We start from the raw sequence: 26,737 nt of genomic DNA, 5'->3' as shown, positions 1-26,737 counted from the left end.
TTTAATGATATTTGATAGGCATGCAAATTTGAAGTATAAGTATGGGAACAGGCATTTCTGGTGCAGAGGATATTATGTTGATACAGTAGGAAGAAATGCAAAAGTAATTGAAGAATATATCAAAAACCAATTACAAGAAGACATAGCTTCAGATCAAATATCATTCAAAGAATACATAGACCCGTTCACGGGTAGCAAGGAAACAAAGGCATGAAAAACGAACAGCCGCTTTAGCGGCTGCCCGTAATAGTAATGCGGTTGGCGGAACCATTCAGTGCGTCTTGAGACGCTGTGCCAGTAATATGCCCTTTTAGGGCTGGTGCATACCACCAGTTTAACTGGTGGTTTTGATTATCAGTGCGTTTTTACGCTTTTCTATAAAAAATTATATAAACATTATATATTAATACTCAGAATATCTGGTTGCAAATATGGGTGTCAAAGGCTATAATATTACCTGTATAGATATAATTTTCAAAGAAATTCTGTGTAAATAGTCGAAACGGTTAAGCGCAGATACGTTTCTTTGAGCGGGTTATCTTGTATTTTGATGGTTTTATGTCTTTCCTTACGCCTGGCATAAACCTTTGGGAAGGAAGGATTAAGCCTATGAAAAAGGCGGCGGCCTATTTAATTGCTGCAATATTGTGTTCTACAATGATCACAGCCTGCGCACAGGGAATTGACATACACAATACAACAATGGGCGATGAGTCCTCGGCTTCGACGTGCGCGGCACAGCTAACAACCTTTACTCTTTTTGCGGATGACAGCAGCGATGGTGCGGTGTATAAGTCCTTACTTGAAGAATTTAAGGCCAAAAACCAAGCCGTTCAGATTTCAGATACCTCAGAAGCCTTTAGCGAGGATATTGTAACAGAGCTTGCTGCGGCGTTTGAGAGTGGTAGCCAGCCTGATGTATTCTTTTTTCATACAGGCGTCAATGCTGCCGCATTTACTAAGGAAAACCTTATAGTGCCGGTGGATGAGATTAAAGTAAAATACCCTGATTATGCCCAAGATATAGCGCCCTATGCGCTGGAAAGCATAGCCGACGGCGGCAAAGCGATGGCGGTGCCGGTTCGTGGCTTTTATGAGGGGCTTTTTGTAAACACCGACCTGTTTGAGCAATACGAGCTTGAGCTACCTACCAACTGGCCGCTTTTTGTTAAAGCGATTAATGCCTTTTCAAAAGCGGGAATTATTCCGGTTTCTGCTTCTCTTAACGATACTCCGCACTATCTTCTTGACCAACTTATTCTTGCTGCAGGTGGTGCACAGAATTATAAAACGCTCCCTAAGGCGGTGGGTGAGGTGCCTCAAAGCTGGCTTAGCGCAATGCAGACACTTTCATCATTAAACAAGCAGGGCGCTTTTGGGCAGCCGGAGGCTTGCTCTTCCGAGGGTGAAGCAACCGACCTGTTTATGCAAAAAAAAGCTGCTATGAAAGCAGACGGCTCATGGCTTGTGGCAAGGCTGGAAGCAAGCGGCCTGGGCGATTCTACCATAGTGCTGCCATTTCCGATGCCTGAAGGCGGAAAACGTACAGACGGTGAGATAACGGGAGGGTTCTCCTCCGGTTTCTATATCTCCAGAAAGGCGTGGGATGATGTCCAAAAACAGGCTGCTGCCGTTAAGCTGGTAGAGCAGTTAACCACCGCCGAGGCTATCGGCCGGTTTAGCAATATCGCGGGGCTTCCCGCAGTAAAAGGCGGAAAGCCCGTTTCGCAGAGCAAGCTTGCGCAATCGGCGTTCGAGCTTTGCAGCAAGGTGAGCACAGCCATTAAACCGCTGGATGCGCGAATGGACGCAAATACATGGAATTCCGTTATCTCTAACGCAGCCGCAGTAGCAAAAGACGAACAAACAGCCGAACAGGTATTCGGAAAGGCGTTTGACAACACCGCCAATTAAAAGAATAATGCAGGGTGTTGAAAAAACCGGCAGATTGGAATATAATGGTAAATATAATTTCGAGCCTAAAAAGGATTTGGCCTTTTAAAAAACAATACGACGAAAAACGAGGAGGAGTTACAGTGCAGGGAAATACAGTTGCAAACAAGATTATGACTGCGCGCTTTGAGCCAGATAGCAGCGATACCTTTACTTTTTCTGTAGATCTGGTATCGGAGGAACTTAAAAGAAAAAAATGTACCATTGAGATAGCGTTTACCGATAGCCTATCCGGTAAGCCGATACATATAGCCGATGAAAATGAATATACCCAGTTTGCAAACGACAGGTCGGAGATTTGCATCTCCGTACCCGTTAAGCGCGAGGCTTTCGCCGGCAAAAAGATGCGTATCAACGTTCCTTACGAGATATTCTCCGATCTTTCCCCAAATCGCCGCGTAACCGCTAAGGTTTCCCTGCTTCTGAAGGATGAGGGGGAACAGGATTCAGCGAGCTTTGACCTTATCGTGAACCTCGGCAAAAAGTTTACCCTTTACTCGCTCGATAAATATGCCAAGTACCTGAAAACAATCGGCACCGAACAGGAAAAGCTTGATTTCGCGCTTGCACAGCTTGAAAAGGGCAATAAGGATCATGAGCTTTTCAATGCGGTGCTGGAACTGTTAAAAGACCTCGCAGAGAACGCTAACAATACGGCGGCGCAGTATACCCTTTATCGCGTATACCGGGATGAAAGTCTCGGCGTGTTTAATGCGGTGGTTGCCGTTAGCTGGTTAAAGCGTTCGGCGGCAGGCGGCTACGAAAAAGCCGTACAAGAGGTTGAAAACACTAGGAACTTGGAGGAGATAGAGAAGGCTGGCGATGAAAATGCCCTGTCGCTCTATAAAAAGGCTGCCGAGAACGGCGATGTGGACGCGCAGTATACCATGTATGAATACGCCACCCGCCCCGGAGATAACTTTAACGAAGAGTCGGCTGCCCACTGGCTGAAGCTTGCAGCCGGAAACGGCCATCGCGAGGCGGTTGAGAGGCTTTACAACATCTATAACGATTCCTTTGTTTCAGATGAATCTGTAGCCGATTACCTCTCGGTTATTGAAAAAGCCGCGGCCAAGAACTGCGGCGAGGCACAGCTTACGCTGTTCAATGCATTCTTCAGCGGTGAGTGCATGGGCCGCGAGGTGAGGATTGATAAAAAATATGCGGTAGAAAATCTGCTCAAGGCAGCCAATAACCGCTGCTATGCGGCGTGCTATAAGATATGGTCGCTCTATGTAGGCGGCAACGACCTGCTGATGGACGAGGAAACCGCAATTAACTGGCTAAAGGTTGCGGCAGATAATCATGTGCCGGAGGCACTGAATGATCTTGGAGAGTTGTATATCGAAGGCAAAAGCTTACCAAAGGACAACAATAAAGGTATCGAGTGTATCCTGAAAGCGGCGGAGCTGAACAACCACGGAGCGCAGCTAAAAGTATATGGTATGTACCGTGCCGGCCGCTATAAGGATGTTCTGCTGGAGAAGGATCTGGGCAAAGCTTTTTCCGGCTTGATTGATAATGCAAAAAAGGGTAACCCCATCGCCCAATTGACGCTATGGGAGCTTTATAAAAAGGATAACGAGGTTATGTTTACCCGTCAGGAGGCCATTGGGTGGTTGATGAAGGCCGACAGCCTGAATTATTATCCTGCTACCTACGAGCTGGCCAACCTCTATCTTACCGGTGAATACACCGATGTCGACCTGCAAAAGGGTGCAGCACTGCTGGAAAAAGCGGCAAAATACGGTGAAGGTAAGGCGCAGTTTGCGTTATATCAGCTTTATTATACCGGCGAATACCGTTCGTTAAAAACCGAGGTAAACAAAGAACGTTCCTATAAATGGCTGCTGCTTTCCGCAAAAAGCTATGCGCTGGCCCAATATCAGATGTGGGTTTTGTTCAAAAGCAGCAACGAAATGGGCCTTGATGACAACGAGGCGCTGAACTACCTCATTGAGGCAGTTAAAAATTCAAACCCCTCGGCCATGTATGATCTCGGCGTGCTGTATATCAAGGGCGATATGGTAACTAAGAATGTAGCAAGTGGCATTTCGTTTATCGAGCAGGCGATGAAGCTGTGCTACCCCAAGGCAATCTACGCGCTTTCTAAGATTCGAACCGACGGTGTTTGCGAGGGTGAGCCGGTGGAAAAGGATGAGGCAGAAGGCCAGCGTCTGCTAAAGCTTTCGGCCGAATACGGCTATGCTCCGGCCTGCTACGAGGTTTGGGAGCTTTCACAGCGCAACGATGGTATACGTATTGAAGAGTCTTGGGCAAGAAAGCTGCTGGAAGCGGCCGCCTCTCAGGGCTTTGCTCCGGCGGTAAAGGCATTAAAGACACTTAAGGCTGGTTAATGAAATTACCGTTTGGTGTATCAAAACTCCGGACTAATGGAGATATTAAATAGGAGGATGAGCATCTTGGCAAACGAGAATCCGGCAAATACCACAGCAGAACAACCTATTGCTCTTAACCCCAAGCTTACCACAATTACGGATGTCAGTGATCTAAATGTAAAGAACATTATGGTGGAGATTGTATGGGAGAAGATTGATTCTGTTTTGTCCCATGTAGAAGGTTGCTGCAACTGCACAAAATGCCGCAACGATATTCTCGCCATCGTGCTCAACAACATCCCATCCAAATACGTTGCCACCAAGCAAGGTGAGTTGTTTTCCCGAATCAATCTTTCAGATATTCAAAACGACATCAATCTATCCGCTATCATTACCTCTGCGGTGATGTATGTAAAAGATCACCCAAGGCACGAAGGCTAATCTCCGCCCCCGGTTTATTCCGGGGGCTTTTGCTATAATAAGGGCTTACTTTAGTAGGCTTTTCTGCCGTCTATGTTTAAATATCAACCATCCATATTCATTTTATTGTTTGTATAACGATTTCTTTTATAATAAAAACATAGCCTGCAGGAATAAAAGGGGGAATGACATTGAAGGTTGAGATCGTAATAGAACCTGGGGCAGCCGAGCCAAAGCTCGTGCTTCATACCGACGCTATGACACCGGAGCTTGCCAAGCTGGTAAGCAGGCTTTCCGACAATTTACCCGAGGTAATTATCGGTTATATTGAAAACGAGGCTTTCTTATTAGATCGCGCAGATATTCAGCAAATCTATGCACAGGAGCAGCGGGTGTTTGCAAAATCCGGAAACAGGGAGTACCGCTTAAAAAGCCGCCTGTATGAGCTGGAGGAACAGCTTGCGGGTACTACATTTGTGCGTATCTCGAATTCCGAAATTGCAAACTTCAGCAAGGTAGCAAGCATGGATATGGGCCTTTCTGGCACTATTACGCTGCGTTTTAAGAACGGTGAAACCACCTATGTGTCGAGAAGATATGTAGAAAAAATCAAACAATACTTAGGGCTTTAAGCCTGTTTAATTGGAGGAGTATGGTTATGACATTAAAAAAGGCGTTGTTAAGGGGCCTTATCGGTATTCCGATTGGCGTGTTTATTTCTCAGCTGATTGTATTGCTAATATCGCTTGGATGGGGCAAAGGAGAATATATTGCGGCAGTACCGTCGTTTATCCAGTTTGCAGGCGGAGAGCTTAATGCCGTTGGGCTGCAATTTCTATTTAGCTGCATTATAGGCTTTGCGTTTGCAGCAGCTTCCTGCATATTTGAGGTTGAGCAATGGGGTATCACCAAGCAGACGGTTCTGCATCTGATTATTCTTTGCGGGGTATTTTTCCCCGTTGCCCTGTTCTTGCGGTGGGTAAGCCCAACTTTTGCATCAGTTATCTCGTATTTTGCCATTTGGATTGTTATATATGCGTTTGTTTGGGTGCTTCAGTTTTTTGTTTGGAGAGGCAAAACACGCAGGCTGAACCAAAAACTCAAGAATAGATGACTCATTAATCCATAAGTATGACAAAGCGCCATACCGCGCAGGCGGTATAGGCGCTTTGTCTGTTGAGTGAAGAATAAAGGAAATAGCAATTTAATTGGAGATCACCTAAAGGATATAAGCATACACCATCGTAAAATGCATCAGGCTACCCAACATTACAAATACGTGAAACAGCTCATGAAAGCCGAATTTTTTGCTGATGTTTGGCTTTTTGATGGCATAAATAATGGCACCTACCGTATAGAATACACCGCCCAGTATCAGGAATACCCTTCCGCCAACCGAGAACCTCAGCATAGCCGGAATGTCTAAAAGAATCGACCAGCCCATTAGCAGGTAAAGTGTGACCGATATGGCACGCGGGCAGTTTATCCAGCAAACCTTAAACAGGATGCCGAGTATAGCGACACACCAGAGAGCAATGCAGAAATAAAGCCCCTTCGGCTGTGAAAACACCAGCATGCAAACGGGAGTATAGGTGCCTGCTATTAGTACATAAATCATAGAATGGTCAATCTTGCGCAGAACAGTACAAAGCTTTTCGCTGCCTTTGGTAAAATGATAGGTTGCGCTTGCCGTATACAGCAGTATCAGCGAAACCCCGAAGACCAACGCAGCCAGCAGTGAAATAATAGTAACGGTATCTGTAATCAGCGGCTTAATGGCAAGCAGAATTGTCCCAAAAGCACAGAGCAGTGCACCTATAAAATGCGTAAGAAAGCTTATTTCATCCTTAGCACGATGCAGCATAATTCCATCAACCACCTTTAACAAATAACATAATTATATAATCTAGTAATTAAAACTATATCATATAATTATTATAACACTAGTTTCTAAAAATGCAAGAGTCTTTTTATCATTTGTTTTCGTCAGATGTATAACCAATTTGTCGTGCGGCGGCATATCATGTAGGGAAGAAATCTTTACTTTACAACAAAAAGAAGGTGTTTAACTAATGCAGAAAAGCTTTAAAGAGGCGTATGATTATGCGTTACACCAGGCGGATGAGATGATGAACAGCTTCAATATAATCATGAACGCGGGTATCAAGCAAAAGCTCGCACATTCACTGATGGCGGTAAGAGATCAGCTGGTTATTTCCGAAAGGGTAGTATCCCGCGTAATGGCAAAGACGGAATACGATGCCGAAATGGCGCGCAGATTTGAGGTGTTGGCACAAACCATGTCGCTTATTAATGTTGCGGCTAAAAGAAATGCAATCAACACTCATCTGATTAACCTAAAAAGCAGCGTAGACAGCCTGAATGAGGTGCTCACACTGGTAAGTCGGCAGCCGCAAAGGCAGGGGCAGCATCAAGGCCAAAATCAAAACAACAACAGACGCGGGTATCCCGGCAGATCTGCTATGCCAGCCAAAGGGCGATAATACTAATCACTCATTAAAACCTTTTTAAAAATCATGCACAAACCCATAAATTCAAGCTATTTAATCGATTTTTTAGAGGCTTCCAATCGTGCTAAGTATAATACCAGGTATAAATTTATTGCCGTACATAGCGCGGCAGATATCATGTGCAGAAAATGAGTGTACCGAACCCGAGCCGGTACGCTCATTGCTTTACAGGGATGATTTGTCGTATTATAATTAATACAGTTTTATTGTGCATATAAAGGGGCTGATGTGATGGACGAGCTGAGGGTTGAAACCGAAAGGTTACTGCTGCTGCCTATGTCTTATGAATTTATGAATGCCATGCTTGAGAATAGACCGACTGATCTCGAGGAGCAGGGATATACGCTCAGCGAGGGGTGGATTAACCTGGAGGTACTCAACTATGTGGATATCCTTCGCTTGCTGATGCCCGAGGATCGTGTAATTGACGGTTTTTACACGTGGGTAATCATCGAAAAGCACGCCCGCAGGATTATCGGCGACGTGGGCTTCAAGGGGCGCCCGAATGAGCTGGGCGTGGTTGACATCGGTTACGGCCTGGCCCCTGCCGAACGAGGCAAGCATTACGCAACCGAGGCGGTGCGGGCATTGCTTACTTGGGTATTCTCACAGTCAGGTGTTCGGCGTGTTTCCGCGGAATGTGCCGAGGACAATACGGCCTCCATGCGTATCCTCACCAATATGGGTATGAAGCAGATGATGCATGACGGAAGCACAATCTTTTGGGAGCTCAAAAAGGATCAATTTGTATTATAGTTACAAATGTAAATTAAGGCCTGAGAAAATGGAATTTCTGTTTTCTCAGGCTTGCTTGTTTATTTGAATTGTAGTTGTAAATATAAAGAAATGGTTAAAATAATTACGGATATTATGTTAATTTGTATCCAAAATATGAACAAAGAATATAGTAATTTAATGAATTTCTCGTATCGTTTTGTTAGTTTAGCTATTGACTAAAATGTATAAAAAACGTAAAATTGCATTGTTCAAAAAGTATAACAAACGGAAGGGTCGTAAGGATGGTAATTTTGTCAGCGGCAGTTGGCGGCGGCAATCTTGGCGATTTCACTCTCTTTCTCGAAGCATTTAAGCCCGTACTTATTAACTATGTTATTCCTATTGTTCTGGCGCTCGGTGTTATCAAAATCATACAGGTTATCTCTCATAACATGAAAACCTACGTTGACCATATCAAGGCAGACGATGCAGCCGACATAAACAGCAATACCAAGCCCAAGCAACAGGCTTAGGCTTATTCATATAAACAACAAGCAGCCGGATGTTTTCAGCATCCGGCTGCTTGTTGTTTAGCTGTTTCTTGGGCGAAATTGGGTAAGATTTTGGATTGATGCATTTCCCATCTACGCGTAGTTCAAAATGAAGCTGATAGCCGGTCGTTGCGCCGGAGTTACCTGATAAACGCAATAGCATCTCCTCTTTCAACCGTACTTCCTGCTTCAGCATCTAAGCTTTCACAATGGGCATATAGGGTTTGTACACCATTACCATGATCAACAACAATGTATTTGCCATAACCTTCTTCGAATTCTTTCGCTACAGTAACTATTCCGCATTTGAACTACTGTTTGAAGAATTATCAGAGATGTTTACTATATCATCTGTAACTTTACTACTATTAACTATTGCTGCATCTAAAGAACTGGTGTTTCATACTTGAAGTGTTTTCAATTGCATAGTTTGAGCAATTTTAGTTTGTGATGATTGTGTCACCGGGTATTTTGTGCTAAACTAAAGCAGGATATATGTTGATGGCAGAAATGGAGGCAGAGTTGTGGGCATCGATATCTTGGATAGCTTAGGCATTAAGGTAACAAAGCAGCGCAGGGCAATCCTGAATGTAATCCTGCAGGCTGAAGTCCCGCTTTCCGCCGATGAAATATACGCACGTCTTGCGCAGGACGGAACCAACTTTTCCACGGTGTATCGTACCCTTGCCACACTTGCCGAAAAGGGTGCGCTGATAAAGGTTGGGGAGGCTGGCGCAAAAACCCTGTTTCAACTCAAAGACCATACGCACAAGCATCACTTAATCTGTACCGAATGCCGCAAGGTGCTGGAGATTGACGAATGCCCCATCGAGGCTCTCAGCCACGAGATTGCCGACAGCACCGGATTTAAGATAACAGGTCACTGTTTGGAGCTTACCGGTGTCTGCCCAAGCTGTGCGCGGCATCTATTGAAAGACGTAAAACCAAAATGACGATGACCTCCGGGTGTTTGCATGACGTTGAGAGGGGAGATTTTTTATGGCGATACTGGAATCCGGCGAGAATTATCTGGAGACCATTCTGATACTGCAGCAGAAAAAAGGCTATGTCCGCTCTATTGATATAGCGGCGGAGCTGGGCTTCACCAAGCCGAGCATCAGCCGAGCGATGGGTATTCTTAAAAAAAATGAGCTAATTGTAATGGATAAGGGCGGCCGTATCCAGCTCACCGAAAAGGGTTGGGAGAAGGCGGAGCAGGTTTACGAACGTCATTGCCTGATTGCAAAATACTTTATCGCCGCTTTGGGTATTGATGAAGAGACCGCCGACAGCGATGCCTGCCGCATTGAGCATGTTATCAGCGAGCAGAGCTTTGAAAAGATGAAGCTGTATGTCAACGAGCACTGCAAATAGCTCGCAGCAATAAACACACCCCAAATTCGCAAGAAGGAATGAGCATCAAAAAGCCCAAAATATCTGCGCTAATCAATATTATACATAATCAGGAGTTTATCGCATGAGTGTTTTTACCATCCGCAAAGCATTACCCGAGGACGCTGGACTGATCTACCGCTTTATTATGGAGCTTGCCCGGTACGAGAAGATGGAGGATTGCGTCGAAGCCACAGAGGCCATTCTGCACGATTCCCTCTTTGTGCGCGATGCCGCTAAGGCACTGATTGCCGAGGAGGACGGAACGCCCATAGGGTACGCCATCTATTTTAACAACTTCTCTACCTTTACCGGCAGGCCTGGAATCTACCTGGAGGATATCTATGTTACCCCCACCGTGCGCGGTAAGGGCTACGGCAAGGCCATGTTCAACTATCTGGCGCGTGTTGCCGAAGAAACCGGCTGTGCCCGCGTGGAATGGGCTTGCCTTGACTGGAACGCACCTTCGCTGAAGTTCTACGCAAGTCTTGGCGCCAAGAGCATGCCCACTTGGATATTGCACCGCCTGAGTAAGGACGGTATCCACCAACTTGCCGAATCGGCCAAATAATCACTATAACAAGAACACAGTAAAGCCCGCCGAACCATTAAGGCCCGGCGGGCTGCTTCTATGCTGGATATCAAAAATTATCCTTGAACCACACCTGCTTTACCTCAAACGTTTTATTGTTCAGGTAGTTCAGTATGCCCGCATCCTGCGTAAAGCGGAACACCAGCTTATAGGAGTACAGCGCCTGATATCGAAAACCGCTGCCCTTGTTCTGGCTGTTGGTGCCGTATTTGGTATCACCCAGAAGCGGGTGCCCGATGGAGGCTAAGTGGGCTCGTATCTGATGGGTGCGTCCGGTAAGCAGCTCCACCTCAAGTAAGGAGCTGTTATCCCTCTCAGCCAGCACAGTGTACTTGGTTTTTATGGTCTTAGCGCCCTCAAATGGTTTGCTTTGGACCTCAACGGTATTTGTATCGCTGTCCTTCTTCAGGTAGCCCGTAAGGATGGCGCTTTTGTTCTTTAAGATACCGTGCACAATGCACAGGTAATACTTCTGCAGCTCGCGGTTTTTAATCTTTTCATTGAGTATGCGCAGCGCCTCGGCGTTCTTAGCCGCAATCACAATCCCGCCGGTATTGCGGTCAATGCGGTTACAAAGCGCAGGCGCAAACGAATTCTCGTTTTCCGGGTTGTATTCGCCGCTGTTATACAGATGTTTTTGAATACGGTTAATCAGCGTGTCGACATTCTCCTGCTTATCCTCATGTACAATCAGCCCGGCAGGCTTGTCTACAAGCAGGATGTTCTCATCCTCATACAAGAGGTTAATATCCGAGGGTGCCAGCAAAAATGGGAACTCCTGCGTGGTGTCGCTGAAAAACTCATCCCCGATATATAATTCCAGCACATCGTTCTCATTCAACCGGGTAGAGTTTTCACAACGCTTGCGGTTGAGTTTAATGCGTTTTAACCGCAGGTATTTATGCATTAGCGCCGCGGGCAGACGCGGTACCGCCTTGGCAATGAATTTATCCAGCCGCTGGCCAGCGTCGTTTTTCCCGATGGTGTAGCTTCTCAAAACGGTTCCCTCATCTTTCAGCGCATTCCTAAAATTATCAGCTTGATTATACTCCCTTACGGTAAACCCGGTCAATGCTTTCATTGTTTCGCGGCTCGTTTAAGGATTATCTACAGTAATTTCTATGGAGCGCAAAGATTTATTTTCACCTTGGCACTATACAAACATATGTTTTTGTTATATAATAACATGTAGTTAAAACTGCCCGCCATGTCCTATATTATTATAGGACATGCGGACAAACTATGTGCCGGATAGTCCGGCGGATTGGAGCAAGTTTGAAAGATAGATCTTTCAAACTTTGGGTTTGTGCTTTTCGATCAGTGATCGAAATTTCGGCTAAGGCCGAAACCGCACGAACTCCACGCAATGCATCGCATTGCTTTAGAAAGGAATGGTTATAATTATGCTTACAAAAGAGCGTGTGGAAGAGGTTTTAAAAGAGGCTGGGGTACTGCTGGAGGGGCATTTTCTGTTAACCTCCGGCAAGCATTCCAACCGTTATCTGCAGTGTGCGAAGATATTTCGCAATACAAAATACAGCGAGGAGCTTTGTGCCGACCTTGCTTCTAAGTTTGCCCAGGATCATGTTGATGTAGTCATCGGCCCCGCAATGGGCGCAGTGCAGATGGCCTATGAGGTTAGCCGCAGCCTTGGCTGCGAAAACTTTTTTGCTGAGCGGGAAGACGGTAAGATGGTGCTTCGCCGCGGGTTTGAAGTAACCCCTGGTATGCGCTGTCTGCTGGTGGAGGACGTGGTTACCACCGGCGGTTCGGTTGTTGAGGTAAAAGAGCTTGTTGAAAAGGCCGGCGGCATCGTAGTGGGTATAGGTTCAATCGTAGACCGTACCGGCGGCGAGATTCAGTTCGGCGTACCCTACAGAGCGGTTTATTCGGTAAAGGTGGAGGCATGGCAGAGCGAGGATTGCCCGCTGTGCAAGGAGGGCAAGCTTCCGTTGGTGAAGCCCGGAAGCCGCAAGCTGCCAATGAAATAGCCCATTTGAAAAATGACATAAAGCAGGGCGGTGAACGAATCGTGTCAGAAGTCCATGAGGGGCACCGGGAGCGTATGAAAAAGCGCTTTCTTGATAACGGGTTGGATTCGTTCAGTGATCATAACATCCTGGAGCTGCTGCTGTTCTATGCCGTACCCCGCCGCGATACCAACGAGCTTGCCCACCGGCTGATAGATCGGTTCGGCAGCCTCTCGGCGGTATTGGATGCCCCTGTGGAGGAGCTTGCCTCGGTAAACGGGGTAGGGCGCGGTACCGCAGCCTATTTAAAGCTGTTTTCTCAGGTTGCGCGCGTTTATTTTAACGACAAGATGAAGGACGGTATACAGCTCGACAGCTCCGAAAAGGTTGGGCAGTATCTCATCCCGAAGTATATCGGCATTCCAAACGAGATGGTTCTGTTGGTATGCCTTGATTCCAAATGCAAGGTGACCGGTTGCACCACCATCATGGAGGGCAGCGTGAACGCCACGCAGGTTTCGGTGCGCAAGATTATCGAAACCGCGGTACGCAGCAACGCCTCCTCGGTTATTGTTTCCCACAACCACCCCAGCGGGCTGGCAATTCCTTCGCGGGAAGACCTGCTCACCACCGAGAAGATTAAGCAGGCGCTCGCGCTGATTAATATCACGCTGCTCGACCATATTATCGTGGCCGATAACGACTGGGTGTCGCTCAGGGATTCTTCCTATCTTTAGCAGGCCTTGTGCATAACAACCGGCAGACAAAGGGCGTTTATCTCACGAAAGGGCATGGTTTTCCTATGGAAGGGTTTAAGCTGAAATCTGAATACGTCCCAACGGGCGACCAGCCGGAGGCGATTCGCACGCTGGTTGAGGGGATACGCCGCGGGGCAAAGGAGCAGACGCTTCTTGGCGTTACCGGTTCGGGCAAAACCTTTACCATGGCCAACATCATTCAGGAGCTTAACCGCCCAACACTGGTGCTTGCCCACAACAAAACCCTCGCCGCGCAGCTGTGCAGCGAGTTTAAAGAGTTCTTCCCCGAAAACGCGGTGGAGTACTTTGTAAGCTACTACGATTACTATCAGCCGGAGGCGTATATTCCCGGCACCGATACCTATATCGAGAAGGACAGCGCCATCAACGCCGAAATCGAGAAGCTGCGCCACTCGGCAACCGCAGCTCTTTCAGAGCGGCGGGATGTTATAATTGTGGCAAGCGTTTCCTGCATCTACAGCCTTGGCGACCCGATTGATTACCGCAGTATGGTGCTTTCGGTACGCCCCGGTATGCGCAAGAGCCGCGAGGAGGTAATTGCAAAGCTTGTGGAGCTGCACTACGAACGCAACGATATTGCGTTTGAGCGCAACAAGTTTCGCGTGCGCGGCGATGTGGTAGAGGTGTTTCCCGCCTACTCCAGCGAGCTGGCTTTGCGGTTTGAGTTTTTCGGCGATGAGATTGAGCGCATCTGTGAGCTGCAGGCGCTTACAGGCGACGTAAAGGCAGTGTTGAACCACGCTGTGGTGTATCCTGCCTCTCACTTCCTTGTATCAAGAGAAAAGATGGATGAAGCTATCGTAGAGATAGAGGAGGAGCTTACCGAACGCCTGCATTACTTTAACGATAACAATAAGCTGCTGGAGGCCCAGCGTATTGAGCAGCGTACCAACTATGATATTGAGATGCTGCGCGAAGTCGGGTTTTGCAGCGGCATAGAAAACTATTCCCGTGTACTTTCAAGACGTAAGCCGGGCACGATGCCGTTTACGCTAATCGATTACTTCCCCCAGGACTTCCTTATGTTTATAGATGAGTCGCATGTTACGCTGCCACAGATTCGCGGTATGTTTGCTGGTGACCATGCGCGTAAAAAGACGCTGGTGGATTACGGATTCCGCCTGCCGTCAGCATATGATAATCGTCCCTTGAACTTCGACGAGTTTTACAGCAAGGTGAATCAGGTGGTGTTTGTATCTGCTACACCCGGCGAACTGGAGCGAAGCAAGAGCGCGCAGGTGGTAGAACAGGTAATCCGCCCCACCGGCCTGCTTGATCCCGAGATTATCGTAAAGCCCGTGGAAGGGCAGATAGATGACCTGCTTTCCGAGATTAACTTGCGCACCCAAAAGGGTGAGCGTGTGCTGGTAACCACGCTTACCAAGAAGATGGCAGAGGATTTAACCGCATACCTTGATAACATGGGCTGCAAGGTGCGCTACATGCATCATGATATTGATACCATCGAGCGCATGGAGATTATCCGCGACCTGCGTCTCGGCGAGTTTGATGTGCTCGTGGGCATTAACCTGCTTCGTGAGGGCCTGGATATCCCGGAGGTATCGCTGGTTGCGATATTGGATGCCGACAAAGAGGGCTTCCTGCGCAGTGAGACATCACTGATACAAACCATCGGCCGTGCTGCCCGTAATTCAGAGGGTAAGGTAATCATGTATGCCGATACGGTTACGCGTTCCATGGAAAACGCTATCCGTGAAACCGAGCGCAGAAGACGCATCCAGCACGAATATAACGTAAAGCACGGTATTACCCCCACCACTATTAAGAAGGGTGTAAGAGATTTAATCGAGATTAGCGCCCGCGATACGATTGACAAAACCTTTGATAAGAAGATCAATGCGCGGGATAAGGCAAAGCTTATCGACCAGCTTACCAAGGAGATGCGCGCGGCGGCCAAGCTGCTGGAGTTTGAGCATGCGGCCTATCTGCGCGATAAGATAAAGCAGCTGGAAAACAAGAAGTAGTGAATCGGCAGCAAAATTCAGGGTGTAAGCTACCCTGCTAAAAGAACAAATGTTTACCATCGTTTGGAGGAATCGTTTTTGTCTAAGGATAAGATCATCATCAGGGGTGCAAGAGAACATAATCTAAAGAATGTCGACCTCGAGATTCCGCGTGATAAGCTCGTGGTATTTACCGGCCTTTCCGGTTCGGGCAAGAGCTCGCTGGCGTTTGATACCATCTATGCCGATGGTCAGCGCCGCTATGTAGAGAGCCTTTCATCCTATGCACGGATGTTTTTGGGGCAGATGGAGAAGCCGGATGTCGACTCAATAGAGGGCCTTTCTCCGGCTATCTCAATCGACCAAAAAACCACCAGCAAAAACCCGCGCTCCACGGTTGGCACCGTAACCGAAATATACGACTATCTGCGTTTGCTGTATGCACGTATCGGCAGGCCTCACTGCCCGGTGTGCGGGCGAGAGATTTCACAGCAAACCATCGACCAGATGGTGGATAAGGTACTCGCTCTGCCTGAGGGCAGCAAGATTCAGATACTGGCGCCGGTTGTTAGGGCACGCAAAGGCGAGCACCAAAAGGAATTTGATTCCGCCCGTCGATCAGGCTTTGTACGGGTACGTGCAGACGGCAGTATCTACGATCTCTCCGAGCAGATAAAGCTGGATAAGAATAAGAAGCATGATGTTGAGATTGTTGTGGATCGCCTGGTGGTAAGGGAGGATATCAAATCTCGACTTGCGGATTCACTGGAAACCGCTGTTTCGCTTACTGGCGGGCTTGTAATTGTTGATGTGCAGGACAGCGAGGAGCTGCTCTTTTCGCAAAACTATGCCTGCCCCGATCACGGCATCAGCATTGAAGAGCTCGCGCCACGTATGTTCTCCTTTAATAACCCCATCGGCGCCTGTGAGAAATGCACCGGCCTCGGCACCTTTTTAAAGGTAGATCCCGACCTTATTTTACCTAACAAGCACCTCACCATCCGTGAGGGAGCGGTACGCGCCAACGGTTGGTATTACGGAGACGGCGGCACCATTGCCCAGATGTATTATGACGGCTTGGCAAAGCATTACGGCTTTTCCTTGGATGTGCCGATATCTCAGCTCACCCAGGATCAGATTGATAAAATCCTTTATGGCACCAATGGCGAAGCAATTGAGATTACGCGCAAGAACGAATATGGTGAAGGCACCTATCGCGCACCGTTTGAGGGCGTTGTAAATAACCTTGAGCGTCGTTTCCGCGAAACCCAGAGCAGCTTTGTAAAAGATGAACTGCAGGGCTATATGTCGTCGGTGGATTGCCCCGAATGCCATGGCGACCGTTTAAAGCCCGAATACCTCGCGGTAACGGTGGGTGGCATCAATATCAGCCAGTTCACCCGTATGTCGGTTACCGACGCGCTTGCGTTTGTGAACAGCCTGTCGCTTTCGGGCAGGGAAGAGATGATTGCCGCACAGATATTGAAAGAGATCAGGGAACGCCTTGGCTTTTTGCAGAGCGTAGGGCTTGAATACCTTACCCTTGCGCGCTCCGCCAGCACCCTTTCGGGCGGCGAAAGCCAGCGTATCCGTCTGGCAACTCAGATCGGCTCCTCGCTGATGGGGGTACTATATATCTTAGATGAGCCGAGTATCGGCCTGCATCAGCGCGACAACGATAAGCTCATTGCCACGCTCAAACGCCTGCGCGACCTCGGCAACACCTTAATTGTGGTAGAGCACGATGAAGACACCATGTATGCCGCCGATTATATCGTGGATATTGGCCCCGCCGCCGGTGTCCACGGCGGCGAAGTGGTATGCGCGGGAACCATCGACGAAATCAAGGCTTGTGAGCAGTCGATTACCGGCCGTTACCTAAGCGGCAAAGCAAAGATTGAGGTACCAAAGAAACGGCGTAAGGGCAACGGTAGGCTTTTAGAGATTAAGGGCGCACGCCATAACAATCTCAAGAATATTGATGTATCTATTCCGCTGGGCACCTTTACCTGTGTTACGGGCGTGTCCGGGTCGGGTAAGAGCTCGCTGGTAAACGAAATACTGTATAAAAAACTATGGGCAACGCTGGAAAAAAGCCGTATCAAGTCGGGGGCACACGACGCCATCATTGGCATGGAATACCTCGATAAGGTTATTGATATCGACCAGTCGCCCATCGGCAGAACGCCGCGTTCCAATCCCGCCACCTATACCGGTGTATTTACCGATATCCGCGAGGTAATGGCACAGACCAACGATGCCAAGATGCGCGGTTTTTCTTCCAGCCGGTTCTCATTCAATGTAAAGGGCGGCCGCTGTGAGGCCTGTGAGGGCGACGGTATTATTAAAATAGAGATGCACTTTTTGCCCGACATCTATGTGCCATGCGAGGTGTGTAAGGGCAAGCGCTACAACCGTGAAACGCTGGAGGTTAAGTTCAAGGGCAAAAGCATCTACGATATTCTGGAGATGACGGTGGATGAGGGCGTAGAGTTTTTCGCAAACATCCCCAAGGTTGCCCGTAAGCTCGAAACATTGCAGAGTGTAGGCCTCGGCTATATTAAAATCGGCCAGCCGGCAACCACTCTTTCGGGCGGCGAGGCACAGCGCGTGAAGCTTGCAACCGAGCTTTCCAAGCGCTCCACCGGCAGAACCATCTATATCCTCGACGAGCCCACCACCGGCCTGCATGCCGCAGATGTGCATAAGCTGATAGACGTACTGCAGATGCTGGTGGAGTCGGGGAATACCGTTCTCGTAATCGAGCATAATTTGGATGTTATCAAAACCGCCGATTATATTATCGACCTAGGCCCCGAGGGCGGCGATAAAGGCGGCGAGATCGTTGCCACCGGTACGCCGGAAGAGGTTGTTAAGTGTAAAAAATCTTATACCGGACAATATTTAAAGAAACTCTTATGATTTTAAGCTGATTTGCCATAATAATATTATTAATTTTCTATTTTTACTCTTTACAATAAATATACCTTTATGGTATATTTATTGTATCGAATATCTAATCACAATTTTAAATAAGAAAGGACGTAATATTATGGCTAAGTATGTTTGCTCGGTTTGCGGTTACACCTACGATGAGGAGAAGGGCGACCCCGATGTTGGCATTGCCCCCGGCACCAAGTGGGAGGATATCCCCGATGACTTTGTTTGCCCCCTGTGCGGCGCTGCAAAGGACATGTTCTCCGAAGCCTGATAAAACCATGTAAAGATGTCAGCAGGGTACTGCTGGCATCTTTTATAGAAGGGAAGTATAGGTTTATGAGCAGCTTAAAAATAACGGATGGTATCTATTCAGTAGGCGTATTAAACCCAAGCATGAGGGTTTTTGATATCGTAATGGCTACCGAATACGGTACCTCCTATAATTCCTATATCGTGAAGGGGGCGGAGAAAACCGCCCTGATAGAAACCTGCCATCTTACCTTTTTCGATGCCTACCTTGAAAATATCAAAGAGGTATGCAGCCTTGATGAGATCGATTATATTGTGCTAAACCATAATGAGCCGGATCATTCCGGTTCGCTTAGAAAACTTACGGATTTAATGCCCAAGGCGCAGGTGGTGGCTTCCCAAGCAGGAGCCATCTATTTAAAGAACATCACCAACAAGCCACAGCTCCAGTATAAGATTGTCAAGGACGGCGAAACAATCGACCTTGGCGGCAAAACGCTGCAGTTTATTAATGCGCCGTTCCTTCATTGGCCAGACTCCATGTTTACCTGGGTAAAGGAAAGCAAAACCCTTTTCAGCTGCGACTTCCTTGGCACCCATTACTGTGAGCCGCTGATGCTCGACAGCAAGATAACCTATCAGTCGCTGTATGAAGAGGCGTTTAAGAATTACTACGATGCCATCTTTTCTCCCTTTAAGCCTTATGTTTTAAAGGGCATCGAGAAGATGGAGCACCTTGGCGCGGAGTTTGTATGCACCAGCCACGGCCCTGTATTAACCGCGCAGGGTAGTCTTGCTGCCAATATTGAAAAGTACCGCCTGTGGAGCACCCCCACACTCCATGAGTATAAGCGAATCCCCATTTTCTACTGCACCGCCTACGGCAACACCGAGCAGCTCGCCAAGGCTATGCGTGAAGGTATCTTAGAGGTGATTCCCGATGCTGTCGTAAATATGTATAACATCATTGAAAACGATATGCATATGCTTCAGGCACAGTTGAATGATGCCGATGCTTTTCTAATCGGTTCACCAACTATCAACCGTGACGCGGTTCCGCCCATCTGGGCACTGCTTTCGCACTACGACGCTATCTCCAATACCAAGAAGCCTTGTACTGCTTTTGGTTCCTTTGGCTGGAGCGGTGAGGCCGTGCCGATGATTAAGACAAGGCTTGAGGGGCTCAAACTCTCCTTCTTTGGCGAGGGATACCGTATTAACTTTGTACCAAGCGAGGCTGAACTAACAGCAGCTAAGGCATACGCTATAGAGTTTGCAAAGACCTTATAAAACTGATAATACCAAAAGGCTCTATAATAAATGTTGTGGTAGACAGCAAATAGAGCTAAAAAAAGAGCCAAACAACTAAAGATGCCACAGAAACTGCGGCATCTTTAGTTGTAACTTATTTTGACTGAGTAGCAGATGAAGCCATCGAGCTGGTATTGGATGTCATGGAAGAGAAGCTCTGCTTTACCTCACTCACGGTAGAAGATACTCCCGAGGTAACACCGGATACAACATTTGAAACAACACCGCCGGAAGAAGCGCCCGGTGAGCCGGGAGAGGTAGCAGCCGGTGATGATGTGTTATTACCGCCTACATTAGCTCGGCAAGATGCAAGCATTAGCAAGCAGGCAACCAAAGCGATAGGCAACATATATTTTTTCAAAACTCAAACCTCCTGAAAATTTTTGCACATGTTCATTCAGTGCTTTATTCTATTTTTTGAACAAGACCGCAAAATATACTCAAGAGGAGTAAAAGTTTATAATATATCAAAATATTCCAAAAGCTTAACGGATTTTATATTTTTCACCCAAAACTTTTCTGGCTAAAGTAGTAACGTGATTTACAAATTCAGTTTTAGCGTTGGTATATCCATCACGATTATGTGTAAATTGTTGCTGCAGTTCCTTTTTAAGCTTTTCGTATTCGGCTGCCTCTGAAGGGTTATCATTCAGGTAATCTCTAAAATAAAGCTCATCCCAATCGTCGGGGTAGCGCACATGCACATGATATACCTTTTCAGCAAAGCCATTTGGGGTATAACCCTTCATAAACATCATGTGGGGGGCCGGATTATCCGGCTGCGGGCAGTAGATATAACCGTTATGCTCCATCACTGATATAAGTCCATGTTCGTCTGTACCATTGGATATTTCAAGAAGGATGTCTACAGTAGGTTTTGCCATAATGCCTTTAATTGAGGTGCTCCCAATATGACTGATTCTGGTGATATTCTTCGTGCCAATAGCTTGAATCAACAGCCTGCTTTCATCTTGATAATCTTTAGCCCAGACGGGATTATGCTCTGTTAATATAATAGGGAAGAGCTGCCACAGTTCTTCGTTTGTCATATCCTTTAGTTGTTTACTCATATCCTGCACCCATCCTATTTAAATACAAAAAGTAGTGCCAGCGGTAGAATAGACCTCATACCGCTGGCTAAAATATTATTTAAGGCTTCTTGGGTGCCTTGCCAAATAAACTGATCAGGTCTTTAGTAACAACCGCCGCCTTAGGGGTTGCGGCCTCACGGTTTACCTGTTCGGTTTGCAGAAGCTCATTGCGTATAACACGTATCTCACGGGGAGCATTAATTCCAAGCTTAACCTTATCGCCCGTAATGTCAACGATAACCAGTTCTATATTTTCACCAATTACAATGCCCTCGTTAATCTTTCTGGAGATAACAAGCATTTCTCAAACCCCCTTTTCGGCAAACAGGGGATATCTTATCAGATAATCCGCTTCCAATACTGCTTGGATGGCAAGGTTGTTTCGGATATTGATTACCAAGGGGCTTTTTAAATTAATGGTGGTTTGTGTCATATCTTCCGGTATCACGGCAATAACAAGATATCGCAGGTCTTCAGTGTTCTCACATTTCAGTTCGCTTCTGTCACTATGTGATATAACAGGTTCATAATCCGCAACATATAAAAAAGGGTCGAAAACAATAAAGCACAGCGAGCTGTCGTCCACCGATTGAAGCCACATCGGGGCAATGTTTTCGTGCGGATAGTTAATTAAAACATACCGGGTGAGATTTTCAAATGCGGGTATACCTTTTGGAAAACAGATAATATCCTTTTCATTGATTTCCAATTCACCAAAGTCCCTGGTTTTTATCAGCACAAGACACCACTCCCTTTATAGTTTAAAACGGTGCCGAAAAAGCACCGTTTATAATAGTATAATTATATCATAGTTTAGGCTTCTGCGTCAAAGGAAGTTGGTTCATAGTTCGGGTTTGCGCTCGGGGGTACATAGATAGGCCCGCCAAGGTATTCAATAATTACCTTTGGCATCTGCAGCACGGTAAGCTCAATCTTCGGGGGGATAAACTCAAACTGTGGGTGAGAGATTTCCCAATCAAAATTCAGTTTGTCGGCTGTGTATTGTATGTTCAGAGTACCGCCGTCCCAGCTCATATTGGGTGCCTGCGAGGGGATAAAGGCAAGCATGGTTTCAATATCGCGGTTGAAGTAATTCATTGCAATATCCGGAATAGGGTTTTGCGAAGCGGGTGTGTCCGATAAATAATTACCCTCATCCACATATTGTGCAGTAGCCTCGTAGGCAATTCTTATTCCATCCTGTGCGTAACTCTTGTTCAGATCCTGAGTGGTTTGGTAACCTACACTCTTTCGCATCTCAGTACTGTCTATATTTAAGCGTATGGGGTCGGAGGTGAGCTGTAGCCCGCCCTTATTACGCGAAAAAGACAGTTTGGGGCCTACGCCATCCTGCTGCGAAGTATTCTTCAGCTGTGCCCGGGTTGTCTTAATCTCAATTGAAATCGGAATAGAGGTAATCTTAATTAACTGCATAATAACACCACGCTTATAAATGATTATATTTAAAAGCCATGATACTAGCTATTTAAGATAATCAAAAAGGGAATTTTGAATGAGCCGTGATCCCATCTGAAGGCAGGTCTTGTAAGAAAGCTCCTCAGTCTTCATATCGGTAATGGCTTGGGCAGGGTTGATAACTTCAAGGTTATTTTGGGTTTGCTGTAGGTTAAGAGTGTCAGAATCCAATCGCTCAATATTATAATCAATATAATTGATACGGTTACCCAAGTCAGCTATTCCGGTTAACACCTTAGTATGCTGTTCATCAAGCTTTTTTACATACTTTCTGCATTCATCGGTATCAATATTGTTCTGACGCAACAATTGTGCCGCCTTTGTAAGCTCATTGCAGATATTGTTATCAAGCCCGTCGGCGTCAACACCAAACCCCAAGAAATCCACGCCCGAGGTAGAGATTTTGAGTGCGGTTTGGGGATCGACCTCGCCTGAACCATTGAACTTCATTCCTAAACCAATGTCTATGTAAACTGATTTATTACTAGGAAAATCGGCAGAGGATGTGGCCGTAGCAACCGACTGACCGTTGAAAAGCAACATACCATCAGCACCCAAGGTAAAGGGTGCCTCATTTTTAGTACCACTGAAGATATAGCGACCGGAGAAGCTGTTGTTCATCGTTTTGATAATTTCGTCACGGTAATTTTCAAGCTGCTGTGCCATAACCTCTTTATTGGTGGCATTGGTGCCGTTAATGGCCTTAAGTAAATTGGTGGAGGCCAACTTTATGCTGCCGGCAACCTTCGTGGCAGAGGTTTCGGCAGAAGAGAGAAGGTCTTTTGCCGATTTCAAATTGGTCTCATACATCTCGTTCTTGGCGATCTGATCCCGTACCAGAAAGGCGTTGACAGCAGCAGTCGGATCTTCAGAAACCTTATCAAACTTTCTCCATGAGGACACCTTATCACTGAGCTTGTTGAGTCGTGCAAGGCTATTATTATAGTTGTTCATGTATCTGCGGTTGGTAATACTTCCAGGTACTCTCATCCCTAAAACCTCCCTTAGTAACTAAAGAAATAATTACAAGCCAACGCGCCCCATCTTGTTGATAATTACATCCAAACACTCATCCATGGCGGTAATTACCCGCGCGGCGGCGTTATAGGATTTCTGATACTTCATCATATTAATGGCTTCCTCGTTTTCTGATACCGCCGAAATCTGGTCCCGTTGATCCAGCAAATCCATGGCAACGCTGGAGGTTGAATCCTTAATGCCGCTAATATATTTCTGCTGATTACCCAGTTTTCCTTGAAAATGTATCAGATACCCCTTAAAGGTTCCCTTGAACTCGGTATAGGAAGAGGATCCAAAGTCAAAAGAGTCGTCAAACATCTTTATCATCTTTAGGGTATTACCGTTTGCAAGTTTATCCCCATCCACAGAGATTACCAGATAGCTGGGATCATTCATCCAGTTGTCAGAGATTCGTATATTCCCTGCGGTAAAGTTTGTTGCACCGTCAGATATTGAAAATAAGTCACGGGGGGCAGGGGGAGTGGTTACATTATTGGCATTGTTGAATTGTTTGGCAAAGGTATCGGTGAACGAATTTAATATTTCACGGTAATAGGCTATTCCCTCGTAGTGGTTTTCTCCGCCCGAAGCATACCCCCCTTTGCCAGCAATAACATCAATATAGGCAGTAATGGCACCGCTATCAGAAGAAAAGGTCTTCATAGACGTTCCCCACTGTAAGATGTCTTTTCCGGCTGCATCCTTCACCTGATTCAAAGTTTCATATCTGGAATCCTTCACTGCTACCGTACCACCGAAGGTAACGGTAATGGTTCCGTCATTTTCGCTCTTCACATCAACTTCGCCATATGCGGATAGCTGGTCTAAAAGCAGGTTTCGGTCATCCAGCAGTTCATTAGGGCCATAGGGGCCAAGAATGCGTCTGTCGCCGGTAATCGGGTCGGTTGTGCTGTTGGCAAGGCAGGCATCCTTTATCTGAGAGTTAAGGGCTCCGAGTTTCTGAAGAATAGAGTTTACATCATTAACACAGCTGTCAAGCCCGGTTTTATTCCGTGCTTCCAGCTGGTCGAGTTTGGAGTTATAAGAGTTGATAAGCTGCACAACATTTTTAGCAGCTGTAAGTACGTTATTGGCAACCTCAGCCTTATCCGAGTTGCCTGATACAGACTGAAGCTGAGCCAGTAACTTGGACATTCCATCCTGAAGGCCGGAAGAGGTAACGTCGTCAAATAGGTTCTCCAAATCGGTATAAGCGGTGTTCTGGGTTTCAAGGCTACCCACATAGGTAGACTGCTCACGGTAGCGAGCATCAAGAATCGGGTCGCGGCACTGGCTTACACCGGCAATATATACACCTTGTCCGGCAAGGGTAGTACCGGTAGAATAACGATTTGCTGAACCCGAAAACGCCATAGAAACCAAATCAACTCGCTGACGGGTATAGCCCTCGGTATGTATATTGGCAACGTTGTTTCCGGTGATATCAAGTGCTTTCTGGCTTGCAACCAATCCTGATCTTGCCGCCTCAAAGCCTAAAAATGTTGGACGCATAGCAAACTCCCTTCAGCCGACTTTCGGCAAACCAGTTATACCGATTTTGTAATTAAGCTTTTGTTAATGCCTGCATTATTTTCAGAAACGGTTCCGGTACCGTCGTAGGTGTGCATATCCTGCACATAACCGGAATACTCAAGTCGTTTTTCAGATGTCCGCAGTCTTGTTTCAATCAGTTCCATGCTCTTGCTGTTTATACTTTTGATTTCATAAAGTGCTTTTAACAGCCTTTCGCGGTAGCCCTTCAATTTCTCGCAATCTTCACCATCGGATTGTTCGGCCATTTCCAGCAGCGTATAACCGTCGTATCCTAAATTATTCTGTATCTCAATCCGGTGGCGTTCGAGGGCATTAGATTGCATGATCATTGCCTGCTCGGTTTTAAGCATGGCTTCTAATTGTGGGATATCCTTTTGAACAATAACATCGTATTTATTGTTTTCAAAATCCAGCATATTTCCATAAAAAACAAGACATTCATCCAATACGGGGTAAAACACATCAAATTTGCTCATAGATAAAGCCCAAATCCTTTCTTGGATTTCATGTAACCTTTATTATTCAATACCCGGGCATCCACCGCTCAGCAACGCCGAGGCAATAACCGAAGAGGATACTCTGTAAGTGCCATCCGCAATACTTTGCTTAATCGCACTTAATCTTTCTATGGATGTGTTTTCATTTACTTCTGCAGCAATAGAACGTGTAAGAAAAGCGGATTTTGCCTGTGCAGCATTGGAAGATAACTCAAGCCTATCCAGCCGATCGGTACCACCCTTGCTTTCAACAACCTTTTCGGTCCCTTTCGAATTGGAATTAGCAGCGTAGTTTTTATAAAATTGAGCAGAATCAAAGCGCTGAATAACCATAAAAATGCCCCCATCCGCCGAATATACGGCATAGCATTGTATTAGCTTAAAAAAACCTATTATATTCCTTATATTTTTTATCGTTCACAAACGTTAAAACTTTAGCAGTTATCTAAATATTTCTTCATGGATTTTATTGGTTTATTGTTAAATATTATATTAAAAAACAGCGAAAATATGTCGAAAAAAGTAGTTAAGAATATAACGATGCCGAATTTACGAGAGAGAATATTCTTTTCATAATATTTATCCAAAATTTTAATAAAAATGAAGTATTTTATTGACTTTTCGCGAAAATTCGTGTAGCATATATATAGTATCAATCATAAAACGATTTCCACTATATAGTATTTTTATTTTATTCTAGACGTCGCAGTATTGAGGTTTTTATGATTATGCATTTGAGCAGTTTGAATCATTTTGTCGCAGCGTCCTCAAAGTATTTATACACATATATAAGATTTAAACACTAGGGTACTGACTTATGTCTATTCAGTTGGTATCTTGGTGCTTTTTAGCTTTATGGGCAAGCAAAACTGTAAATATTAATATATAGTATAAGGCTCATTGCTTGTAATAGCGCATTTTTTAGTACTTGAGACATAAATATAAAAATAAACAAGACGGAGGAACTGACATGAGTTTATTAGGCGGAACATCCTTTAATCTGCTGCAGCAAAGTATGGATGCTGTTTGGACAAAACAGCTTGTAACCATGCAAAATCTCGCGAATGTTGAAACTCCCGGATATAAAGCAAAGTATGTTGGTTTTGAAACTGTGTTTAAAAAGCTTATCGGTTCGAATGACGATAAACTTTACCCCCAAATTCAGGCTACCGTAAAAGAAGATACCGCAACCTCCATGCGTGAGGATGGCAATAATGTAGACCCGGAGAAGGAAAACCTTGAACTGCTAAGAGCACAGATACAGTTCGATTACCTGCAGAGTAAGATGAACTATCGGTTCAACAGCCTTGAGCATGTTATCTCCGAGGGAAGAAAATAATTCAGAATGGTTCGTAATAAAGATTAAAACTTAAATAGTTTCCAGAAAGGAT

31 protein-coding genes are annotated in these 26,737 nt (G+C 46.0%); 19 read left to right on the top strand and 12 right to left on the bottom strand.

What is annotated here, in order from left to right; genetic code table 11:
• The 6 genes from BLR50_RS06440 to BLR50_RS06415 form a co-directional block, all read left to right on the top strand.
• Window positions 1-214 (top strand): transposase (locus BLR50_RS06440; protein WP_205408674.1); only part of this gene is annotated, 214 nt, incomplete at its 5' end.
• A 395-nt stretch (window positions 215-609) separates the two neighbouring features.
• Complete coding sequence (locus tag BLR50_RS06435; RefSeq protein ID WP_162840348.1) at window positions 610-1,914, top strand: ABC transporter substrate-binding protein; 1,305 nt, start codon at window positions 610-612, stop codon at window positions 1,912-1,914.
• A 122-nt stretch (window positions 1,915-2,036) separates the two neighbouring features.
• Window positions 2,037-4,310 (top strand): tetratricopeptide repeat protein, encoded by a 2,274-nt coding sequence (locus tag BLR50_RS06430; RefSeq protein WP_162840347.1) that lies wholly within the window; start codon window positions 2,037-2,039, stop codon window positions 4,308-4,310.
• 66 nt (window positions 4,311-4,376) lie between these two features.
• Window positions 4,377-4,733: a late competence development ComFB family protein gene (locus BLR50_RS06425; protein WP_162840346.1), complete on the top strand. Its 357-nt coding sequence runs from the start codon at window positions 4,377-4,379 to the stop codon at window positions 4,731-4,733.
• A 170-nt stretch (window positions 4,734-4,903) separates the two neighbouring features.
• Entirely contained in the window at window positions 4,904-5,344 is a 441-nt protein-coding gene (locus BLR50_RS06420) for a LytTR family DNA-binding domain-containing protein (RefSeq protein WP_162840345.1), read from the top strand.
• A 26-nt stretch (window positions 5,345-5,370) separates the two neighbouring features.
• The gene (locus BLR50_RS06415) at window positions 5,371-5,826 is read left to right on the top strand and encodes a DUF3021 domain-containing protein (protein ID WP_162840344.1); all 456 of its coding nucleotides are present in this window, start codon (window positions 5,371-5,373) and stop codon (window positions 5,824-5,826) included.
• Between the two features lie 105 nt (window positions 5,827-5,931).
• Here BLR50_RS06415 and trhA read toward each other — a convergent pair whose 3' ends face one another.
• Entirely contained in the window at window positions 5,932-6,576 is a 645-nt protein-coding gene (trhA, locus tag BLR50_RS06410; RefSeq protein ID WP_092639734.1) for a PAQR family membrane homeostasis protein TrhA, read from the bottom strand.
• A gap of 208 nt (window positions 6,577-6,784) precedes the next feature.
• Here trhA and BLR50_RS06405 point away from each other — a divergent pair, with 208 nt between their 5' ends.
• The 3 genes from BLR50_RS06405 (at window position 6,785) to BLR50_RS06395 (ending at window position 8,493) form a co-directional block, all read left to right on the top strand.
• Window positions 6,785-7,216 (top strand): hypothetical protein, encoded by a 432-nt coding sequence (locus tag BLR50_RS06405; protein ID WP_092639732.1) that lies wholly within the window; start codon window positions 6,785-6,787, stop codon window positions 7,214-7,216.
• A gap of 258 nt (window positions 7,217-7,474) precedes the next feature.
• Complete coding sequence (locus BLR50_RS06400) at window positions 7,475-7,999, top strand: GNAT family N-acetyltransferase (RefSeq protein ID WP_092639730.1); 525 nt, start codon at window positions 7,475-7,477, stop codon at window positions 7,997-7,999.
• A 263-nt stretch (window positions 8,000-8,262) separates the two neighbouring features.
• Complete coding sequence (locus BLR50_RS06395; protein WP_092639728.1) at window positions 8,263-8,493, top strand: hypothetical protein; 231 nt, start codon at window positions 8,263-8,265, stop codon at window positions 8,491-8,493.
• Window positions 8,494-8,651: 158 nt separating this feature from the next.
• Here the strand turns inward: BLR50_RS06395 and BLR50_RS14860 are convergent, their stop codons facing one another.
• Window positions 8,652-8,810: a M23 family metallopeptidase gene (locus tag BLR50_RS14860; RefSeq protein WP_092639750.1), complete on the bottom strand. Its 159-nt coding sequence runs from the start codon at window positions 8,808-8,810 to the stop codon at window positions 8,652-8,654.
• Window positions 8,811-9,035: 225 nt separating this feature from the next.
• On the opposite strand from BLR50_RS14860, the gene BLR50_RS06385 reads away from it, so the two are divergent.
• The 3 genes from BLR50_RS06385 to BLR50_RS06375 all read left to right on the top strand — a co-directional run bounded on the left by BLR50_RS06385 (window position 9,036) and on the right by BLR50_RS06375 (window position 10,474).
• Window positions 9,036-9,464, top strand: coding sequence for a Fur family transcriptional regulator (locus BLR50_RS06385; protein WP_162840343.1), 429 nt, complete (start codon window positions 9,036-9,038; stop codon window positions 9,462-9,464).
• Window positions 9,465-9,510: 46 nt separating this feature from the next.
• Entirely contained in the window at window positions 9,511-9,885 is a 375-nt protein-coding gene (locus BLR50_RS06380; protein WP_092639724.1) for a metal-dependent transcriptional regulator, read from the top strand.
• Between the two features lie 103 nt (window positions 9,886-9,988).
• Window positions 9,989-10,474, top strand: a complete 486-nt coding sequence (locus tag BLR50_RS06375; RefSeq protein ID WP_092639722.1) for a GNAT family N-acetyltransferase — start codon at window positions 9,989-9,991, stop codon at window positions 10,472-10,474.
• Between the two features lie 70 nt (window positions 10,475-10,544).
• Here BLR50_RS06375 and BLR50_RS06370 read toward each other — a convergent pair whose 3' ends face one another.
• Entirely contained in the window at window positions 10,545-11,492 is a 948-nt protein-coding gene (locus BLR50_RS06370; protein ID WP_092639748.1) for an RluA family pseudouridine synthase, read from the bottom strand.
• Window positions 11,493-11,898: 406 nt separating this feature from the next.
• On the opposite strand from BLR50_RS06370, the gene pyrE reads away from it, so the two are divergent.
• The 6 genes from pyrE to BLR50_RS06340 all read left to right on the top strand — a co-directional run bounded on the left by pyrE (window position 11,899) and on the right by BLR50_RS06340 (window position 19,687).
• Window positions 11,899-12,486, top strand: coding sequence for an orotate phosphoribosyltransferase (gene pyrE / locus BLR50_RS06365; RefSeq protein WP_092639720.1), 588 nt, complete (start codon window positions 11,899-11,901; stop codon window positions 12,484-12,486).
• Between the two features lie 74 nt (window positions 12,487-12,560).
• Window positions 12,561-13,202, top strand: coding sequence for a RadC family protein (gene radC / locus BLR50_RS06360; protein WP_092639718.1), 642 nt, complete (start codon window positions 12,561-12,563; stop codon window positions 13,200-13,202).
• Window positions 13,203-13,267: 65 nt separating this feature from the next.
• On the top strand, window positions 13,268-15,229 hold the full coding sequence (gene uvrB, locus BLR50_RS06355; RefSeq protein ID WP_092639716.1) for an excinuclease ABC subunit UvrB: 1,962 nt from the start codon (window positions 13,268-13,270) through the stop codon (window positions 15,227-15,229).
• A 78-nt stretch (window positions 15,230-15,307) separates the two neighbouring features.
• On the top strand, window positions 15,308-18,130 hold the full coding sequence (uvrA, locus tag BLR50_RS06350) for an excinuclease ABC subunit UvrA (protein ID WP_092639714.1): 2,823 nt from the start codon (window positions 15,308-15,310) through the stop codon (window positions 18,128-18,130).
• Between the two features lie 130 nt (window positions 18,131-18,260).
• Window positions 18,261-18,419 (top strand): rubredoxin, encoded by a 159-nt coding sequence (locus BLR50_RS06345; RefSeq protein WP_092639712.1) that lies wholly within the window; start codon window positions 18,261-18,263, stop codon window positions 18,417-18,419.
• 65 nt (window positions 18,420-18,484) lie between these two features.
• Entirely contained in the window at window positions 18,485-19,687 is a 1,203-nt protein-coding gene (locus BLR50_RS06340) for an FprA family A-type flavoprotein (protein ID WP_092639710.1), read from the top strand.
• Window positions 19,688-19,802: 115 nt separating this feature from the next.
• Here the strand turns inward: BLR50_RS06340 and BLR50_RS14265 are convergent, their stop codons facing one another.
• The 9 genes from BLR50_RS14265 to BLR50_RS06295 all read right to left on the bottom strand — a co-directional run bounded on the left by BLR50_RS14265 (window position 19,803) and on the right by BLR50_RS06295 (window position 25,679).
• Window positions 19,803-20,069 (bottom strand): hypothetical protein, encoded by a 267-nt coding sequence (locus BLR50_RS14265; protein ID WP_143008056.1) that lies wholly within the window; start codon window positions 20,067-20,069, stop codon window positions 19,803-19,805.
• A 124-nt stretch (window positions 20,070-20,193) separates the two neighbouring features.
• Window positions 20,194-20,778, bottom strand: coding sequence for a GrpB family protein (locus BLR50_RS06330; RefSeq protein WP_092639706.1), 585 nt, complete (start codon window positions 20,776-20,778; stop codon window positions 20,194-20,196).
• 79 nt (window positions 20,779-20,857) lie between these two features.
• Window positions 20,858-21,100: a carbon storage regulator gene (locus BLR50_RS06325; RefSeq protein WP_092639704.1), complete on the bottom strand. Its 243-nt coding sequence runs from the start codon at window positions 21,098-21,100 to the stop codon at window positions 20,858-20,860.
• Window positions 21,101-21,103: 3 nt separating this feature from the next.
• A complete protein-coding gene (gene fliW / locus BLR50_RS06320; protein ID WP_092639702.1) occupies window positions 21,104-21,538 on the bottom strand; it encodes a flagellar assembly protein FliW in 435 nt (144 codons plus the stop codon).
• A 74-nt stretch (window positions 21,539-21,612) separates the two neighbouring features.
• Entirely contained in the window at window positions 21,613-22,233 is a 621-nt protein-coding gene (locus BLR50_RS06315) for a DUF6470 family protein (RefSeq protein ID WP_092639700.1), read from the bottom strand.
• A 48-nt stretch (window positions 22,234-22,281) separates the two neighbouring features.
• Window positions 22,282-23,265, bottom strand: a complete 984-nt coding sequence (locus BLR50_RS06310) for a flagellin N-terminal helical domain-containing protein (RefSeq protein ID WP_092639698.1) — start codon at window positions 23,263-23,265, stop codon at window positions 22,282-22,284.
• A 33-nt stretch (window positions 23,266-23,298) separates the two neighbouring features.
• Window positions 23,299-24,807 carry a flagellar hook-associated protein FlgK gene (gene flgK, locus BLR50_RS06305; protein WP_092639696.1) on the bottom strand — a complete coding sequence of 503 codons (1,509 nt, stop codon included), beginning with the start codon at window positions 24,805-24,807 and terminating at the stop codon, window positions 23,299-23,301.
• Between the two features lie 35 nt (window positions 24,808-24,842).
• Window positions 24,843-25,325: a flagellar protein FlgN gene (locus BLR50_RS06300; protein WP_092639694.1), complete on the bottom strand. Its 483-nt coding sequence runs from the start codon at window positions 25,323-25,325 to the stop codon at window positions 24,843-24,845.
• Window positions 25,326-25,367: 42 nt separating this feature from the next.
• Window positions 25,368-25,679, bottom strand: coding sequence for a flagellar biosynthesis anti-sigma factor FlgM (locus BLR50_RS06295; RefSeq protein ID WP_092639692.1), 312 nt, complete (start codon window positions 25,677-25,679; stop codon window positions 25,368-25,370).
• 637 nt (window positions 25,680-26,316) lie between these two features.
• On the opposite strand from BLR50_RS06295, the gene flgB reads away from it, so the two are divergent.
• Window positions 26,317-26,685, top strand: coding sequence for a flagellar basal body rod protein FlgB (gene flgB / locus BLR50_RS06290; RefSeq protein ID WP_092639690.1), 369 nt, complete (start codon window positions 26,317-26,319; stop codon window positions 26,683-26,685).
• Window positions 26,686-26,737 lie beyond the last annotated feature (52 nt).

This window comes from Acetanaerobacterium elongatum (assembly GCF_900103835.1).
GTDB classification, from domain to species: Bacteria; Bacillota; Clostridia; order Oscillospirales; family Ruminococcaceae; genus Acetanaerobacterium; species Acetanaerobacterium elongatum.
The sequence above is the reverse complement of the archived record's forward strand: the minus strand, read 5'-3'. Positions and strand labels throughout refer to the sequence as shown.

Excerpts from the sequence above, each read along its gene's own strand:
- BLR50_RS06435 (WP_162840348.1), top strand. The coding sequence starts at position 610 with ATGAAAAAGGCGGCGGCCTATTTAATTGCTGCAATATTGTGTTCTACA.
- BLR50_RS06415 (WP_162840344.1), top strand. The coding sequence starts at position 5,371 with ATGACATTAAAAAAGGCGTTGTTAAGGGGCCTTATCGGTATTCCGATT.
- trhA (WP_092639734.1), bottom strand. The coding sequence starts at position 6,576 with ATGCTGCATCGTGCTAAGGATGAAATAAGCTTTCTTACGCATTTTATA.
- BLR50_RS06405 (WP_092639732.1), top strand. The coding sequence starts at position 6,785 with ATGCAGAAAAGCTTTAAAGAGGCGTATGATTATGCGTTACACCAGGCG.
- BLR50_RS06400 (WP_092639730.1), top strand. The coding sequence starts at position 7,475 with ATGGACGAGCTGAGGGTTGAAACCGAAAGGTTACTGCTGCTGCCTATG.
- BLR50_RS06395 (WP_092639728.1), top strand. The coding sequence starts at position 8,263 with ATGGTAATTTTGTCAGCGGCAGTTGGCGGCGGCAATCTTGGCGATTTC.
- BLR50_RS06380 (WP_092639724.1), top strand. The coding sequence starts at position 9,511 with ATGGCGATACTGGAATCCGGCGAGAATTATCTGGAGACCATTCTGATA.
- BLR50_RS06375 (WP_092639722.1), top strand. The coding sequence starts at position 9,989 with ATGAGTGTTTTTACCATCCGCAAAGCATTACCCGAGGACGCTGGACTG.
- pyrE (WP_092639720.1), top strand. The coding sequence starts at position 11,899 with ATGCTTACAAAAGAGCGTGTGGAAGAGGTTTTAAAAGAGGCTGGGGTA.
- radC (WP_092639718.1), top strand. The coding sequence starts at position 12,561 with ATGAAAAAGCGCTTTCTTGATAACGGGTTGGATTCGTTCAGTGATCAT.
- uvrB (WP_092639716.1), top strand. The coding sequence starts at position 13,268 with ATGGAAGGGTTTAAGCTGAAATCTGAATACGTCCCAACGGGCGACCAG.
- BLR50_RS06345 (WP_092639712.1), top strand. The coding sequence starts at position 18,261 with ATGGCTAAGTATGTTTGCTCGGTTTGCGGTTACACCTACGATGAGGAG.
- BLR50_RS06340 (WP_092639710.1), top strand. The coding sequence starts at position 18,485 with ATGAGCAGCTTAAAAATAACGGATGGTATCTATTCAGTAGGCGTATTA.
- BLR50_RS06330 (WP_092639706.1), bottom strand. The coding sequence starts at position 20,778 with ATGAGTAAACAACTAAAGGATATGACAAACGAAGAACTGTGGCAGCTC.
- BLR50_RS06325 (WP_092639704.1), bottom strand. The coding sequence starts at position 21,100 with ATGCTTGTTATCTCCAGAAAGATTAACGAGGGCATTGTAATTGGTGAA.
- BLR50_RS06315 (WP_092639700.1), bottom strand. The coding sequence starts at position 22,233 with ATGCAGTTAATTAAGATTACCTCTATTCCGATTTCAATTGAGATTAAG.
- BLR50_RS06310 (WP_092639698.1), bottom strand. The coding sequence starts at position 23,265 with ATGAGAGTACCTGGAAGTATTACCAACCGCAGATACATGAACAACTAT.
- flgK (WP_092639696.1), bottom strand. The coding sequence starts at position 24,807 with ATGCGTCCAACATTTTTAGGCTTTGAGGCGGCAAGATCAGGATTGGTT.
- BLR50_RS06300 (WP_092639694.1), bottom strand. The coding sequence starts at position 25,325 with ATGAGCAAATTTGATGTGTTTTACCCCGTATTGGATGAATGTCTTGTT.
- BLR50_RS06295 (WP_092639692.1), bottom strand. The coding sequence starts at position 25,679 with ATGGTTATTCAGCGCTTTGATTCTGCTCAATTTTATAAAAACTACGCT.
- flgB (WP_092639690.1), top strand. The coding sequence starts at position 26,317 with ATGAGTTTATTAGGCGGAACATCCTTTAATCTGCTGCAGCAAAGTATG.